Annotated in this window: 22 protein-coding genes; 16 read left to right on the plus strand and 6 right to left on the minus strand. The window is 51.6% G+C overall.

The window, feature by feature from the left end:
- Positions 1-194 precede the first annotated feature (194 nt).
- The gene (locus ACERY3_RS25000; protein WP_014014952.1) at positions 195-977 is read right to left on the minus strand and encodes a lytic transglycosylase domain-containing protein; all 783 of its coding nucleotides are present in this window, start codon (positions 975-977) and stop codon (positions 195-197) included.
- A gap of 63 nt (positions 978-1040) precedes the next feature.
- Here ACERY3_RS25000 and ACERY3_RS25005 point away from each other — a divergent pair, with 63 nt between their 5' ends.
- The 5 genes from ACERY3_RS25005 (at position 1041) to ACERY3_RS25025 (ending at position 2865) form a co-directional block, all read left to right on the plus strand.
- Positions 1041-1394, plus strand: coding sequence for an H-NS family nucleoid-associated regulatory protein (locus ACERY3_RS25005; protein ID WP_225988093.1), 354 nt, complete (start codon positions 1041-1043; stop codon positions 1392-1394).
- Positions 1395-1397: 3 nt separating this feature from the next.
- Positions 1398-1748, plus strand: a complete 351-nt coding sequence (locus ACERY3_RS25010; RefSeq protein ID WP_014014953.1) for a hypothetical protein — start codon at positions 1398-1400, stop codon at positions 1746-1748.
- Positions 1745-2083 carry a hypothetical protein gene (locus tag ACERY3_RS25015; RefSeq protein ID WP_000040982.1) on the plus strand — a complete coding sequence of 113 codons (339 nt, stop codon included), beginning with the start codon at positions 1745-1747 and terminating at the stop codon, positions 2081-2083. The genes ACERY3_RS25010 and ACERY3_RS25015 overlap by 4 nt, the downstream gene beginning before the upstream one ends.
- Positions 2084-2086: 3 nt before the next feature.
- Complete coding sequence (locus ACERY3_RS25020; RefSeq protein ID WP_000733764.1) at positions 2087-2395, plus strand: hypothetical protein; 309 nt, start codon at positions 2087-2089, stop codon at positions 2393-2395.
- A gap of 284 nt (positions 2396-2679) precedes the next feature.
- Positions 2680-2865, plus strand: a complete 186-nt coding sequence (locus tag ACERY3_RS25025; RefSeq protein ID WP_024562121.1) for a ribbon-helix-helix domain-containing protein — start codon at positions 2680-2682, stop codon at positions 2863-2865.
- On the opposite strand, the gene ACERY3_RS25030 is transcribed toward ACERY3_RS25025, so the two are convergent.
- The 3 genes from ACERY3_RS25030 to ACERY3_RS25040 form a co-directional block, all read right to left on the minus strand.
- Entirely contained in the window at positions 2862-3470 is a 609-nt protein-coding gene (locus ACERY3_RS25030) for a recombinase family protein (RefSeq protein WP_000275218.1), read from the minus strand. The two genes, ACERY3_RS25025 and ACERY3_RS25030, sit on opposite strands and share 4 nt — an antisense overlap.
- Before the next feature lie 124 nt (positions 3471-3594).
- A complete protein-coding gene (locus ACERY3_RS25035; protein ID WP_058687568.1) occupies positions 3595-3840 on the minus strand; it encodes a hypothetical protein in 246 nt (81 codons plus the stop codon).
- Positions 3841-4072: 232 nt separating this feature from the next.
- Entirely contained in the window at positions 4073-4267 is a 195-nt protein-coding gene (locus ACERY3_RS25040) for a hypothetical protein (protein ID WP_071790232.1), read from the minus strand.
- 150 nt (positions 4268-4417) lie between these two features.
- On the opposite strand from ACERY3_RS25040, the gene ACERY3_RS25045 reads away from it, so the two are divergent.
- From ACERY3_RS25045 to ssb, 3 genes are all read left to right on the plus strand, one after another.
- Entirely contained in the window at positions 4418-5302 is an 885-nt protein-coding gene (locus ACERY3_RS25045; RefSeq protein WP_000807122.1) for a replication protein RepA, read from the plus strand.
- 673 nt (positions 5303-5975) lie between these two features.
- Positions 5976-6314, plus strand: coding sequence for a TrfB-related DNA-binding protein (locus tag ACERY3_RS25050; RefSeq protein ID WP_024562321.1), 339 nt, complete (start codon positions 5976-5978; stop codon positions 6312-6314).
- 107 nt (positions 6315-6421) lie between these two features.
- Positions 6422-6955, plus strand: coding sequence for a single-stranded DNA-binding protein (gene ssb, locus ACERY3_RS25055; protein WP_014014958.1), 534 nt, complete (start codon positions 6422-6424; stop codon positions 6953-6955).
- A gap of 29 nt (positions 6956-6984) precedes the next feature.
- Here the strand turns inward: ssb and ACERY3_RS25060 are convergent, their stop codons facing one another.
- A complete protein-coding gene (locus ACERY3_RS25060) occupies positions 6985-7770 on the minus strand; it encodes a SprT family zinc-dependent metalloprotease (protein ID WP_000174710.1) in 786 nt (261 codons plus the stop codon).
- Positions 7771-7949: 179 nt separating this feature from the next.
- Here ACERY3_RS25060 and ACERY3_RS25065 point away from each other — a divergent pair, with 179 nt between their 5' ends.
- Genes ACERY3_RS25065 through ACERY3_RS25080 form a run of 4 tightly spaced genes read left to right on the plus strand, consistent with a single transcriptional unit; the run spans position 7950 to position 9638 of the window.
- The gene (locus tag ACERY3_RS25065) at positions 7950-8372 is read left to right on the plus strand and encodes an antirestriction protein (protein ID WP_001642212.1); all 423 of its coding nucleotides are present in this window, start codon (positions 7950-7952) and stop codon (positions 8370-8372) included.
- A 50-nt stretch (positions 8373-8422) separates the two neighbouring features.
- On the plus strand, positions 8423-8680 hold the full coding sequence (locus ACERY3_RS25070) for a hypothetical protein (RefSeq protein ID WP_225935018.1): 258 nt from the start codon (positions 8423-8425) through the stop codon (positions 8678-8680).
- A gap of 3 nt (positions 8681-8683) precedes the next feature.
- Positions 8684-9235 (plus strand): hypothetical protein, encoded by a 552-nt coding sequence (locus ACERY3_RS25075; RefSeq protein ID WP_000863238.1) that lies wholly within the window; start codon positions 8684-8686, stop codon positions 9233-9235.
- Complete coding sequence (locus tag ACERY3_RS25080; RefSeq protein ID WP_139153041.1) at positions 9219-9638, plus strand: hypothetical protein; 420 nt, start codon at positions 9219-9221, stop codon at positions 9636-9638. The genes ACERY3_RS25075 and ACERY3_RS25080 overlap by 17 nt, the downstream gene beginning before the upstream one ends.
- Positions 9639-9687: 49 nt before the next feature.
- Here the strand turns inward: ACERY3_RS25080 and dqlB are convergent, their stop codons facing one another.
- A complete protein-coding gene (dqlB, locus tag ACERY3_RS25085) occupies positions 9688-9783 on the minus strand; it encodes a DinQ-like type I toxin DqlB (protein WP_274611345.1) in 96 nt (31 codons plus the stop codon).
- A gap of 1031 nt (positions 9784-10814) precedes the next feature.
- Here dqlB and ACERY3_RS25090 point away from each other — a divergent pair.
- The 4 genes from ACERY3_RS25090 (at position 10815) to ACERY3_RS25105 (ending at position 12838) form a co-directional block, all read left to right on the plus strand.
- A complete protein-coding gene (locus tag ACERY3_RS25090) occupies positions 10815-11606 on the plus strand; it encodes an LPD29 domain-containing protein (protein WP_058687589.1) in 792 nt (263 codons plus the stop codon).
- A gap of 168 nt (positions 11607-11774) precedes the next feature.
- Entirely contained in the window at positions 11775-12044 is a 270-nt protein-coding gene (locus ACERY3_RS25095; protein WP_116315265.1) for a cobalamin biosynthesis protein CbiX, read from the plus strand.
- A 41-nt stretch (positions 12045-12085) separates the two neighbouring features.
- The gene (locus tag ACERY3_RS25100; protein ID WP_116315264.1) at positions 12086-12286 is read left to right on the plus strand and encodes a hypothetical protein; all 201 of its coding nucleotides are present in this window, start codon (positions 12086-12088) and stop codon (positions 12284-12286) included.
- A 54-nt stretch (positions 12287-12340) separates the two neighbouring features.
- Complete coding sequence (locus tag ACERY3_RS25105; RefSeq protein WP_040115102.1) at positions 12341-12838, plus strand: MucR family transcriptional regulator; 498 nt, start codon at positions 12341-12343, stop codon at positions 12836-12838.
- Positions 12839-13703 lie beyond the last annotated feature (865 nt).

Genomic DNA, 13703 nt, shown 5'->3' on the forward strand with positions numbered 1-13703 from the left:
CATTGCACTTATCCAGAAGAAACTCCGTCAGGAGTCTCAGGTCTGCCCATGTGCGAAGTTCGTGATCTTTATTCAACCGAATGGAGCAACGAACCTCACCCAAATTTTCATCCTTTACGTCAAATATGGGATACCACTGCTTTAGTGAAATCCTTTCAATTACAACCTCCTGTATTTTTCCGGCTTCGCATAAATCAATTATTTGAGACTGCAACAGGAGATAGATTTTTGTCATTCATAACCTCACTCCCTTTTTGCTCTGCTTTGGTCAGAAACGCGTCAGTGTTATCCTGCGAAAACACATCACCACCACTATCACTTTCACCCGTAAACGCATCGTGCTCACCCTCAAAGGTTGCGCCCTTCGCACTCACAGGCTGGCTCTCCGCTTCCTCGTTCTGCCCATCAGGTAGCAACGTAGGGATCTTTAAATCAGACTGTTTAGCCACGTTAATTACTTTCGTGACATACCCGTTTGAAATCCCCCGCACTTGCGACCCGGTGTTGTAGCAGGACAGCGCGTGTCTTAATGCTATCTGGCCGGGCGGGTTGGATTTCAGGGCCGTACTATAACAGTCTTTTAAAATGGTCTGACTGGCGCGGAGATTGATGCAGGGTTTAAATACCTGCTCAACCGTGATACCTAACGAACTCAAATTGTTAGAATTAATCATCGCAAGCCCCATATCGATGCTTTCATCTTTCTTGAGGTTTTTGATTAGCCGGTTGGCAACTTCTACCGCTTCAGCTTCGGTTTGCGGTTGGCGTTTCAGGTTTGCGCCACGGTTAACGTTAATAAAATACGGGTTGTTCCCGGATTCATGGCCGACGATATAGGCCATTGTCAGCGGTGAAACGTCTGGTGCGCATCGGGCAGCAAGGCTGGCGATCGTATCCGAGGCAGAAGCCGCGTGAGCGACCCCCTGAAAAGAAAGGCCGGAGATACATACCGCTATCAAGCACCATGATTTTTTCATTTTTGTATGTCCGTGTAATTGTAATTTTGACGACTTTTATTTATCATAAGGGCCAATAGAATCGTGTCAAGAGAAAAAGACGTTAAAGGGAAGAAACCTATGCTTGTTCCTTTGCAGTCGGAGAAGCGACCAAAAGGGACGCCTGTATACCGTGACCCGGAGAATCCATTTAACACCTGGAGCGGGTACGGAAAGCGCCCTGTCTGGTTACAGGAACGATTGAGTGATGGGTATCTTCTGGATGAAATGAAGCTGCCTGGTGCAGTGGTGGATCGGGATACCAAATCCCCTCGATACCGTGACCCGGCTAACCCGGCTAATACGTGGACTGGCGTTGGCCGTCGTCCTAAATGGTTAGTTGAGCTGCTGGAAAAAGGTGTGGATTTGGACGATCTGAAGATTCGAGAAAGGGAGTGAACGATGGGCAATGTGATTGAGTTTAAGAGGCCGAAAGGCGAAAGAAACCAAAAAGACAAAATGCCTAAAAGGGGGGTACTGCTGTGGTTCAAAAAGACTGCCCTGTCCCTCAAAAACAACCTCTTTACCTACTCTAAGTCATGTTGCTGTATTTGTTTGTTTTTTGTAAGCGCTGCGTCAAGAAAGCTATTGAAGTTGATCGCCACACTATCAATCGTGCTGTTTCTTGTCGAGTGGTTTATGGGCCGTTTGGGAGCGCCAGAGTTTTATAACCTGTTGTTCCTAATGGGATTGCTGTTGGTTATCAATGTGATTTCAACAAGCTGTATCAAATGGATAAGAGGGAACGTATGAGTAAGCTAAGAACCGTTGCAAAAATATTATTGATGTACTGCATCTTCAGTAGCGCCAGCGCCTTTGCGGAGGGAAATACTAAGGGTGATCCGTGTCTCGCGTTCACCTGTATGGCCGGAAAGTTACAAGGTAACGAGGCAACATCAGGGCCTGACTGTGTAATGGGCCGCCAGAGCTTCTTTGAGATACGAATTTACACCCCCTACTACAACCCCGGCGCGACAGCTGCGGCTCGTAAAGTATTTCTAAGCACTTGCCCTATGACCACTATTTCAGAAAACAAAAACACACTGGAGCTGATTATTCAGCGATACGGACGTTCATTTCAGGAGTAACACATGAAGAAACTAATCCCAGCTATCATTGCCGCCGCCCTGCTCTCCGGGTGCGCCACTCAGAACGACGCGGTAGCACTCTCAAATCGAATCAGCGATCAGCAGAAGCAAATCAACGCGCTTTCCGTTCGCCTCCAGTCTGCCGAGCATCGCTTGAGTCAGCAGGAGTCAGCTTTTCGCTCAGAACAAACGCAGAACAGCAGCTACTGCTACCTGAACGGCGTCAAATACTCTCAGGGATCGGTGTTCGCTGGCCGTATCTGTGATGGCAGTTCCGGCAGTGTAGCCTGGCGTCTTTACTCCCACCGCTAATAAGCAAGGCTTCCGGGCTTGCCCCGGAAGCGCTTCCTCCAGACATGGATATTGAGCTGCACAATCCATGTTTATCACAATAATCATATTGTTAAAGAGCATAAAAAAGTCGCCATGAAGGCGACTTAAATGAGCTTGAATCGTGCATATTTTATTTTTGTAAGTGCCCTGGTGCTGTATTTAGGGTGAATTTTTGCACTATATAGGCACTATCTGCAACCACTTTAATCTATCTGACAGCCACATACACTGCTTGCACCTGTAACTGTGTGGAAACGGATGTAATGGCCGAACCCTATTTAAAAAATCGCCGACGCTTCACCTCGTCCCTTGATAATCAACTTGTCCCATTGTTTGACGCGCTAGCGGCCAAAACGCGGATACCTAAAAGCCGCCTGCTCGATGAAGCTATAGAGGATTTGCTGGTCAAACACGGCGTTCCTGGTAAAAAGGTCGATAGCCAGAATTAACTTTTGCTCACCCGCGTAACCGTCCGTTCCGATACGCCAGCGAGTCTGGCCGTCTCGCTGATAGATTTCCCCTGGTGCCGCAAAGAACGGATCAGGTCATGCTTATTCTGGTCGGGCATCCGGCCACGATAAACCCCCTTCTGTTTGGCTTTCTTTACGCCTTCCTGCTGGCGACGGCGGCGATCTGTATAGTCTTTTCGGGCGATGGCCGCGAGCATATCAAGCATCATGCTATTGATGGCCGTCAGCATACTCCGTGTAAATTCATCGCTACCGTGGGGCATTAACGCCGCGTAGCTGGTTGGCAGGTCCAGACTGATAATCGCCAGGTTCTTTTCCTGCATCATTCGCTTCAGCTGCTGCCAGCCTTCATCATCCAGGCGTGAAAGGCGGTCTACCTGCTCAATCAGGATAAGATCGCCCTTCTCAGCATCACTTAGCAGGCGCATAAGCTCAGGGCGTTGCAGGGACGCGCCAGACGCATTCTCAACGTACCATCCGGCTACCCGGTGATTATGCTCAAGCGCAAAGGCTTTAAGCCTCTGCTGGGCGCGTGACGCATCCTGATCGTGCGCAGAAGCCCGGAGGTATCCAAATATGTACATGACCGCCTCTTATGTCATTAGGGTTATGTCACTATAACCTATGTCATTAGAGTTATGCCATTAAGGCGCGAGGGGAAGGATTCAGAGGGTGACAGAAGGGTATACTTAAAAGACATAAGCCGCCTTATTGACGGCGGCGCAGCTCGGCTTTGATTGCCTCCAGTTGGCGGGTATTAACGCTAATCCACTCACGGCTTGTCATGCCTCCGCGTGAAAAGACTCGCTCTCGCCATTCGTCGCTTTCCCATTTAGCGACCCGCTGCACGTTCTCTATGCCGAAATACGACAGCGGGAAAACGCGGAAATAGCGATCCCATATCATATAGGCAACGGGAACGCCCACGATGATCAAGACGATTAGGATTTCCATTAGCTATCTCTGTGACTTTTATGGATGTACCAGCTTTCACCAGCATTCTTAAAAGCCCACACCCAGGCAAAGGCGCAAGCGATGCTTAAACACGCCATATTCCATAACTGCGGCTGCGTATACCCATCACTATGAAAAACGAGTCCAGCTCCAGCAGACAGGCTTAAAACCATGAATATCACGCCGCAGGTTGCGTTAAAAATGACTCCAAACATATTAACCCCAATCAAACTTAATCGTGACAGTCACGCTTGCTTTGAATGCTAATCCAGTAAGCAGGCTCAACAACCCAAATTCCACAATCGTAGGCTATCGCTTTATGACGGCGGTTAACCAGCCATATCGTCCAGGCAAGTAAGCGACTATTTCCACGATAAAGGGTTTTGCCTCCCTTGATCATGACAACATAACGAGGCTTCTTACTCATATCTTCTCCTCACCGCTTGTTCCGTTATTCGATCCCAATATTATAGTTAGCGGCATTAAAAGTAAATAATAGTCACCTTTGTTTTTACTGGTAATTACTAAATCACCGTGCTAGTGTTTTCTCAGCGTTACATTACTACGGAAAATTGCAATGGCAGAGGAAAGCAAACAGCTAACCAAACGGCAACAAAAAGCCATTGATACAGCGGCGTTAATCCGGCAGGAGCCGCCGCAGGGTGAAGATATGGCATTCACCCACTCCATTCTGTGCCAGGTCGGTTTGCCCCGTTCTAAGGTGGCAGGGCGTGAGTTTATGCGCCGTTCTGGTGATGCCTGGCTCGTCGTACAGGCAGGCTGGATTGATGAAGGCAGTGGCCCGGTAGAGCAGCCTTTACCCTATGGCGCTATGCCGCGACTCACGTTCGCCTGGATTTCATCGTATGCACTGCGCAACAAAACGCGAGAAATCGCCATCGGCCATAGTGCTAATGAGTTTCTTCACCTTATGGGGATGGACTCACAGGGAACCCGTCATAAAACGCTGCGTACACAAATGCAGGCGCTGGCCGCGTGTCGTTTGCAGCTGGGCTTTAAGGGCCGGACCTATAACGGCCAGCCTGTCGAACAGTTTGACGCCTGGATCAAAGATGGTGACGCGAAGCAGCTCACGCTATGGCCGGGAACACTCACCCTGTCCGAAGGCTATTATAACGGCCTGATAGACAGCGCCGTTCCGCTCGACAACAGAGCGTTACATGTGCTGAAAGGTTCCGCGCTGGCGCTCGATATATACGCGTGGCTTGCTCACCGTCTCCACCGCATCGAGGGCCGCCCGGTCATGCTGTACTGGATGAAGCTGCGGGAGCAGTTCGCCCAGGAGTACAGCGGGAAGAATGCCGACAAGGATTTTAAACGAGCATTCATGCCAGCGCTGAAACAGGTGCTTTCAGTGTATCCGGCGGCAAAGGTCGAACAGGTTAAGGGTGGCCTGCTGCTGTATTGTTCCCCTCCCCCAATTCCATATAAACAGTCTTGAACTCACACATTCACCCCGGTTGATACCGGGGTTTTTTATCCACATATCCCGACCTACCCCGTCCCCAGCTGAATAACCACAACATACCCACAGACGGGATTTGCAATCTATCCACAAAAACACTTTTCTGTTAATAACCCTGTTTATTCAGCAAGTTATCCACGTTAAATTACCCCCCCTCAACTGCGTTAAATTACCCCCCTGGCTACGTTAAATCGCCCCCCTCAACTACGTTAAATCACCCCCCCTAGCCCACGTTAGATTACCCCCCCCCTAAACCTGTAAGGTGATCCTTTATGTTTTTCCTTTAATTTCTACCTGTACATATATCCTGTAATTAACAAAGCCTATCTGTGAGTAAGGCGCGTCCGGTGTACGACTTAGCAACAGTGGAAATTACGCTTCCTCGACCTGACAGACTCGCCGCGCTGCGGCTCCCTAATCAGGTCTTGCGGCGAGCGTTGCGGACTCTCTTTTAAAAGCGATAACTTTCGCTATAATCCAGAGCTATCAGCATTTCCTTCGCTGATTCACCCGGAGGCCAGTTGCTGCCGCGACGGCCTCCCCCTCTCCTTCTCATTAGTTCAATAGAGTAAAATCATTATTTACTAACATTGACCGTTAGCGGTGGCCGCTATATCATGGGCTTAATCGTTATCAATCAGGAATGACTATGGCCCGCAAACAGACCCGCAGCATGACGCAGGAAGAATGGGATCGCCTCTTACCCGCAATGCAGACGTTTACCCACTTATCGACCGAAATCGGTCATTCAGTGTTGGTTAAAGGGGAAAGCAATAAAGACGTGGCCGAACGTGTCGGACGGACCAAGCAGAACGTGGGTTCCACGGTGAAGCGCATTTGGGATCTGTACCAGTCGTTAGCCGTCGATATTGAGGGCGAAAAGCTACGCAAGGTTGACGTGTGGATACCTGAAAAATTAGCCCTGAAGGTGCTGAAGGAAGCAGAGAAGTACGCCATCAATCAGAGCAAAGTTGAACAATCCGAATAAGAAATAATAGTAAATATATAGTTTACTTAGATTGACTATAGCCCTTCAAATTGCGATAATTATTTCTCCGGGAAGCTCACAGCTTCCCATTATCAGGAGGATAAATTATGGCTTCACGCGGTGTTAACAAAGTAATTCTCGTTGGCAATTTAGGCCAGGACCCCGAAATGCGCTACATGCCTAATGGCGGCGCGGTCGCTAACCTGCGCCTTGCCACATCCGAATCATGGCGAGATAAAGCCACTGGCGAGCAGAAAGAAGTCACGGAATGGCATACGGTAGTCATCTTCGGCAAGTTGGCCGAGGTTGCAGGCGAATACCTCCGCAAAGGCTCGCAGGTGTACATTGAAGGCCAGCTGCGTACCCGCAAATGGCAGGATAAGGACCAGCAGGATCGCTACTCAACGGAAGTAGTGGTTAGCATGAACGGCGTTATGCAAATGCTGGGCGGTCGCCAGGGTGGCGGCGCTCCCGCTGGTCAGGGTGGACAGCAACAGTTTAGCGGAGGCGGTGCGCCAGCTGCTGCACCGGGAACGCAAGGGCAGCAACCACAACAGGGCGCGATGCCGGACTTTGAAGATGATATTCCATTCGCCCCAGTTACACTCCCCTTCCCTAACCATGCGATCCACGCGCTGTAATGAAAATAAAGCCCCGTCAGGGGCTTTTCTTATGAGGGCTGAAGTTCGGCCTTCTCGCAATGCTCCCCGCCGCAGAACACGACCAGACCCGGCTTACCCCACAGATTCACATGACACACAGGGCAGGTGTATTTTGCGCGGTTGGACTTGTTTACCGGGGTTTCTGGCGGCGGTGAAACAAACTTCATTGCCTCGATGATTTCATCATCCAGTTCGCCGGGTTCGTCGGTGTAGTCGTCCTGCGGGTATTCCCCATCATCATCTTCATCATCGATGTAACCTTTTCCGCTGGGTGACTGCGGCGCTCCGGGCTTCGGCTGGTACGGAGGAAAGCGGTCCATCCAGGACAGCTGAAAATTGCGCGTTAACAGTTCATCACACGCCCGATCAAAAGCGCCGCCGGTGATGATGTAGTGCGTCATGCTTTGGCCTACTTTTCGCCCTCCGGGTTGCCCGGTATCCGATGGCATTAACCCTACCCGCTCCATTAGCGCGGCCCATTCTTTATTGTGATAGCCACGTCTCCCGGCCTTGCCAAAATGAAACTGCCACTGGTGAACCATTTCATGCACCAGGGTAGATAACGTCGCCTTGATGGTGCGTATGGAGAAATACACCGGATTCATGGCTATTTCATCGACCATTTCCCCGTTCTCACGGCCCGCGAAGCGCTGAAACGAGCAATAGCCGTAAGTACGCTTTTCACGTTGCAGGGTGATCAGGCATGGCGGCAGCTCGTTATTAAAAAGCCGTTCATCAAAAAAATCGTAAGCGTGCTGGAGTTCTTCGTAAGTTTCGGGTGTTGGCAATGTCATGTGGCCTTCCTTCTGTATTGCGCAATACAGAAAATATACTGCTGACAGAGAGTAAAGTCTAACAAAATTTGTATTTACTAATATTGACTTTGTGGGCGAAAAGAACGATACTAATTTCATCGGGAGGCAATACCGCCACCGATAACACAGCCCAAAGCGGCAACCTCGGAGTAAACATCATGGCTAATACCGTCACCGCAAAAATCTATGGCCCCGCTCAGAAAATGCGTTTCCTTCCTTACGCGTTCGCGGAATTTTATCTTCAGGCAGAAAACTACGTTTGCAGCTTTATGAAAAAATACGCAGTTGGCTATGATGGCGGCTGCTGGGAGTACATCACCTATGAAAACGGTGCGTGTGCGTTCATCGCGCCGGATGGCTACCAGCTCACGCTTCCTAACTATTTTGATGAACCTGTTAGCGCGAAAGAAGCCGGGATTATCGTTGCGCTGTATGCCTACAGCCACTTTTGCTGCGTGGCGTTTGAGCGTGGCTGGCAGCGCGTGAATGAGACGATGGCCGAACGCTATCACACGCTGCGGGACTTTACCGAAACGCTCCCGCCGGAGTCACAGAGCCGTATTTTTCGGGCAATAGATTAACCAGGAGCGGCGGGCATTTGCCCGCCTTACTCGTTCAGGAAGAAATGCTGATGGTTACGACAGATGAAGTCTGGTTTCGGTATCACGACTATTCGGGCCAGCCAAAGGCGGTCCGGGTGGCATCCGTGCGGTTCTGGCCGGACATTCAGGAAACGATATTCCCCCCTTTCCAGGTGCCGGAAGGCAAGCGCCGCGTTGTGCGCTGCCGCTGCGGGAGTAATGACTGGAATGAGGATGGCCGCTGGCTGGGTGAATACTGCTGCGCCAGCTGCGGGCAATACATACAGGTATTTGAGAAAAAGGACTGACATATGGCTTTCGACTTCAAAAAAGAGGATGCGGCCAAGTATGGCCGCGAGGTTTACCGGGCGTTTCGTAGTAAGGGCAATCACCGCTGGGATACGTGCGTTTTCGTGAATGAATCCGGGGCTTACTCTGCCGTGTTCCGGCACTCGTTCCGCAAAAAGATTATCGAGGATGGCAAAGAGATCCGGCGCAATGTCATTGATGATGAAATCGTGGTGGCTGCGCCGGACGCGGGCAGTTTTACCAGGGCAAAATTCCCACAACTGGCCGACGCAAAAGAGCTGAAGCAATCCGGCTTTTTCGCCCGCTTACGGTTTCTTACTGAAGCAGCTGCTTACCGTGAAGCGTGGCCGGGGCATGATGGCGGCGTGGTACTGATATGGGAAGGGAAAGCCTATGGCTGGAAAAATTGCCTGCGTGATGCCGGGTGTGAGCGCCCTGGCGCGATAGCGATCGACACTGACGGCCATGTTTTTATTGCTGAAGGTGGAAACGAGTATGATGGTGCAAAATGCTGGGTTGCGATGATTGACAGGGAGAATGAAAAGAATGGTTAGTTTGTTTTATGCCGCAAGGGGATTATGGCGCATTGTTGCAAACTTTATTCGTGAAGCCGTCCGTAGTTCGCTACTTGCCGTTATGCACATGGTTAGTGTCCATATCCCCGTACTCATTTTTTTAGCTGTGTTCGTGTTGGCATTCAGTGGTTTTGGGCTTCTGGTGATCAAAGTATTAGCTATCGTGTTGCACCCTGTAACGCAGGGGCCAATAGTGGGAAGTATTGCAAACGTGCTAGATGCTCTGAATCAGGCTCTTTCGCCAATGGTATATTTTAAAATTGCCGTACCTGTCTTTTTTGTGGTGGTCCTTGCATCACTGTTTGGCTCGGTTAGAGTCAACTGGAAAAAGATAGCGACCAGGTGGCAGAGGCTGGTTGAAGTCGGGAAAGATAAGCGTTGATTTGTTAAAGGGCGGGGAGTGGTCCCCCCACCCTTACTTACGTTTCCGATCAGTCAAAAAACTGTCGAATCAGTTCCAGAACAGCTATCACAGCGTTAGACACCGCAACAACCGCTCGCAGAACGACGATTAACACGTTAATCATCCGTTTGCTCCATACAGAGCCGGAACGTCGCTGATTGCCCTTACATTGCCTGTCACAGCGACTACCCAACGTCAATTGTTTGGTCGTTCCCGCTCCAGCCTGGGCATTGAAACAGCACCACCTGTTTTTCAACCAGGGCTTTAATCCGTTCATGCCGCATAAGCGGGGAGCTGGAGCGAGGACGTCAACAGATTGACCCGCGCAGTATACCCTATTCCGCGTCGTTTGCATTTACGCTACCCATGACGTAATATTTCGTTGTCAATTGTTTGGTCGTTCCCGCCTCAGTCTGGGGCAAAACATTAAAGCCCGATCTCACCAGTCGGGTTTTTTTGTGCCTGTCGTTTACCTTTCCGCGCTGGGCGTCGCCCTCCGGGCCGCTACGTTGTGCTGCGCATCGAGCCAGCCTTGCTGTCTCGCCCCTTCGGGCTTCCATCGCTGACGCATCAAAAATACTGAATGCCTGTTTTCCCTGCCTGCTGTCGCTAACTCACTGAAATAACGTAAAACCAGAAATGGGCGCCCGCCAGCTGCAGCTGCTTCTCAGCTGCTGCCGGCTACGAGTGTCGTTCAGCAAATTTGATCGTATCGGCCAACGTCGCCAGCGGCGCTGTAAGCCCGTTTACAGCCCATCCGGGCGCGTCAGCTGCGCTGACCCACCACGGACCCGGAAATCACGCCCAGCGCGTCGCAGAGCGCCGCACAGGCCGCTCACCGGGACAGGGCTTATGTGTGGCCGTGGAGTGGCGGCGGGAGCGGTGGAAAGGATGGCTTTGCAGGAAGGGGGATTATTACGGCTAAAGCCGTAACGCTTTTTAAGTCCTCGCGCTTTGCGCTGCGGGGCTTCCGGCGCGTTGCGCCTCCCATGCGCTCCGCGCATCTTTTTAACTGCGTAGCTTCATGAAATATAAGTAATAAATGTATTTACTAATATTGACTTTGAGGGCAAAAAGAGCGATACTTAATTCATCGGGAGGCAATACCGCCACCCGGTGACACAGCCCAAAGCGGCGATTATCAGGAGTAACATCATGACTACTTTAACTGTCGGCCAGTGCCTCACCTCTTTTAAAAACGAGTATGTAGTAAGCGCGGTTAATCTGGCTGACGACAAAATCAGCTATACCATCCTCGGCCTGAATGCCCCGACCTGCGCCCCGCTGCTGGAAACCTCCCTGCGTTTTTATCAGGTGATCGACAAGACCCTTTCACTCGATGAACTCCGCGCCCGCCGTCAGGTTGTGCAGAGTGTGACCGACCAGCGCGAAGCGAGACACCAGGCGAAAGAAGATGCCCGCCAGCTGGCGAACGAACGCGCCAGCGCTGACCCGGAAAACGCCGGATTACTGACCACGGCCACCGAAAGCAACACCACCAAGCTAGCCGCTAAAAACATCCGTATTCTGCTGAAAAAGCATTTCCCCGGTGTGAAGTTTTCTGTCCGTATGCGTGACTATAACGCGCTCTATGTTTCGTGGACGGATGGCCCAACCAAAGAGGCTGTAGAAGCGATTACAGACAAGTTTGAGGAAGGTAGCGTTAACTCAATGGAGGACATTTACGAATACAACATTACGGGCTTCCACCGTGTTTATGGGGGCGTGAAATACCTGTTTTGCTCACGCGACCTGACCGACGCTCTGATCGCTGAATCTATCGAACTGCTGCGCAAAGAATACGGCGAAACCACCATCCCGGCTGATGTAACGCTTGAGGCGTACAAATCCGGGGCGCTGGCGGGGCGAGGGCATGACTGCTTTACCTGGGGGCTTGCAGCGCAAATCCGCATCAATGCGGGAAAGGTGGATAAATCCAGCCGCTGAAATTAGCGCCCTTCGGGGCGCTTTATGTTGGTAGAAGTGAATGAAATATATGTAATAAATGTATTTACTAATATTGACTTTGAGGGCAAAAAAGGCGATACTTATTTCATCGGGAGGCAATACCGCCGCCCGATAACACAGCCCAAAGTGGCATCTAAGGAGTTATCTATGAACTATCTGATCATCATCCCAATCGCGTTTATTCTCGCCGCCGCCGCGCTGGCTCTTCCGTGGTTTATGGTTCGCCAGGGCTACCGCGAACAAGTCCAGCTGGGCGGTGCGTGTACTACCGTGCTGGGGCTGGCCGCATCAACAGGCGTGTTTAGCTATGCCGATAACGTGCCGCTGGCGCTGCTGTACGGCTCTGCGTCGGTCGTTTCATTCCTGTATGCGCTTGATTGCTTCCTGCCGCTTTACCTGTCACGTAAATCTCACTAACCCACAGGCGGGGGGAAACCCCCGCCAGCCTGGAGAAAAAAATGGAAAAAGGAAAACTCGCCCAGCAACAGGGTTTTGACCTGGAGTTGCAGATCCTGAAAAGCCAGCGCGGTTTTTACATCGGTACGGCCACCAATGAGGGCTACCCGGTATCAAGGGAATCCGCTGAATACTTCCCGGATAGCAGCACCGCGCAGCAGGCTTTGACGGATAACCGCTGGACACAGCGGGAGGATTATTAATTAAATTGCAGGGCGGCTAATCGCCGCCCTGCATAACGAAAAGGAGGCCGGACGATGGCTGATCATGACGACGCACCGGAAAAAATTAAGTGCCTGGAGTGCGGGAAGGAGTTTTCTTTCCTGGCCCCTCATTTGAGTAAAGCCCACCAGATGAACGCCAGACAGTACCGGGAACGCTGGGGCATACCACTACACAGGCCGCTTGCCAGTGCCGAGCATTCCCGCCAGTGTCGGGAAAATGTTTTGCGCCGTATCCGGCGGGGCGAAATTCGCCCCGCTGACCAGCTCGCGCTCATGGCCGAAGGCCGGAAGAATGCTCCTGAACGTGCGACCAGCACCAGGTTGCATAAAGTGGCGGCGGCGAACGTCGCGCGGGTACATCAGATATGGAAGCATTCTCCGGTGGTGAAGGTCGTTCCTGATACGCTCAGGGATGAAGCCGTGCAGAGAATGACGGCCAGAAAGGTGACTGGTGAGAAAGTTAAGGATATTGCTGCCGATCTGAATCTGTCGGTTGGGTGTCTGTACAAATGGGTGGCGAGCGCTAAATAGGGCGTCTCCCTGCGGGCCGCTACGTCGTGCTGCGCATCGAGCCAGCCTTGCTGTCTCGCCCCTTCGGGCTTCCATCGCTGACGCTTGTGATAAACATGGATTGTGCAGCTCAACGGGTATCAGTTCGTCAAGCCCGGCGCTTGCAGCGGCCAAAGGCCGCGCCGCGCCAACCGCCCCGCAACGGGGCTATAAGGCATCAAAAATACTGAATGCCTGTTTTTCCTGCCTGCTGTCGCTAACTCACTGAAATAACGCAAAACCCAAAATGGGCGCCCGCCAGCTGCAGCTGCTTCTCAGCTGCTGCCGGCTACGAGTGTCGTTCAGCAAATTTGATCGTACCGGCCAACGTCGCCAGCGGCGCTGTAAGCCCGTTTACAGCCCATCCGGGCGCGTCAGCTGCGCTGACCCACCACGGACCCGGAAATCACGCCCAGCGCGTCGCAGAGCGCCGCACAGGCCGCTCACCGGGACAGGGCTTATGTGTGGCCGTGGCGTGGCGGCGGGAGCGGTGGAAAGGATGGCTTTGCAGGAAGGGGGATTATTACGGCTAAAGCCGTAACGCTTTTTAAGTCCTCGCGCTTTGCGCTGCGGGGCTTCCGGCGCGTTGCGCCTCCCATACGCTCCGCGCATCTTTTTAACTGCGTAGCTTCATGAAATATAAGTAATAAATGTATTTACTAATATTGACTTTGAGGGCAAAAAGAGCGATACTTAATTCATCGGGAGGCAATACCGCCACCCGGTAACACAGCCCAAAGCGGCAACCTACGGAGTCCCCAATGAAACAACATATCGCTGCAATTATTCGCGAATACAACACCCCTACAATAACCGTCGAAGTAGCCAATACAGACCGCTACGATAG

This window comes from Enterobacter cloacae complex sp. ESBL7, assembly GCF_041679625.1.
Taxonomy (GTDB): Bacteria; Pseudomonadota; Gammaproteobacteria; order Enterobacterales; family Enterobacteriaceae; genus Enterobacter; species Enterobacter asburiae_B.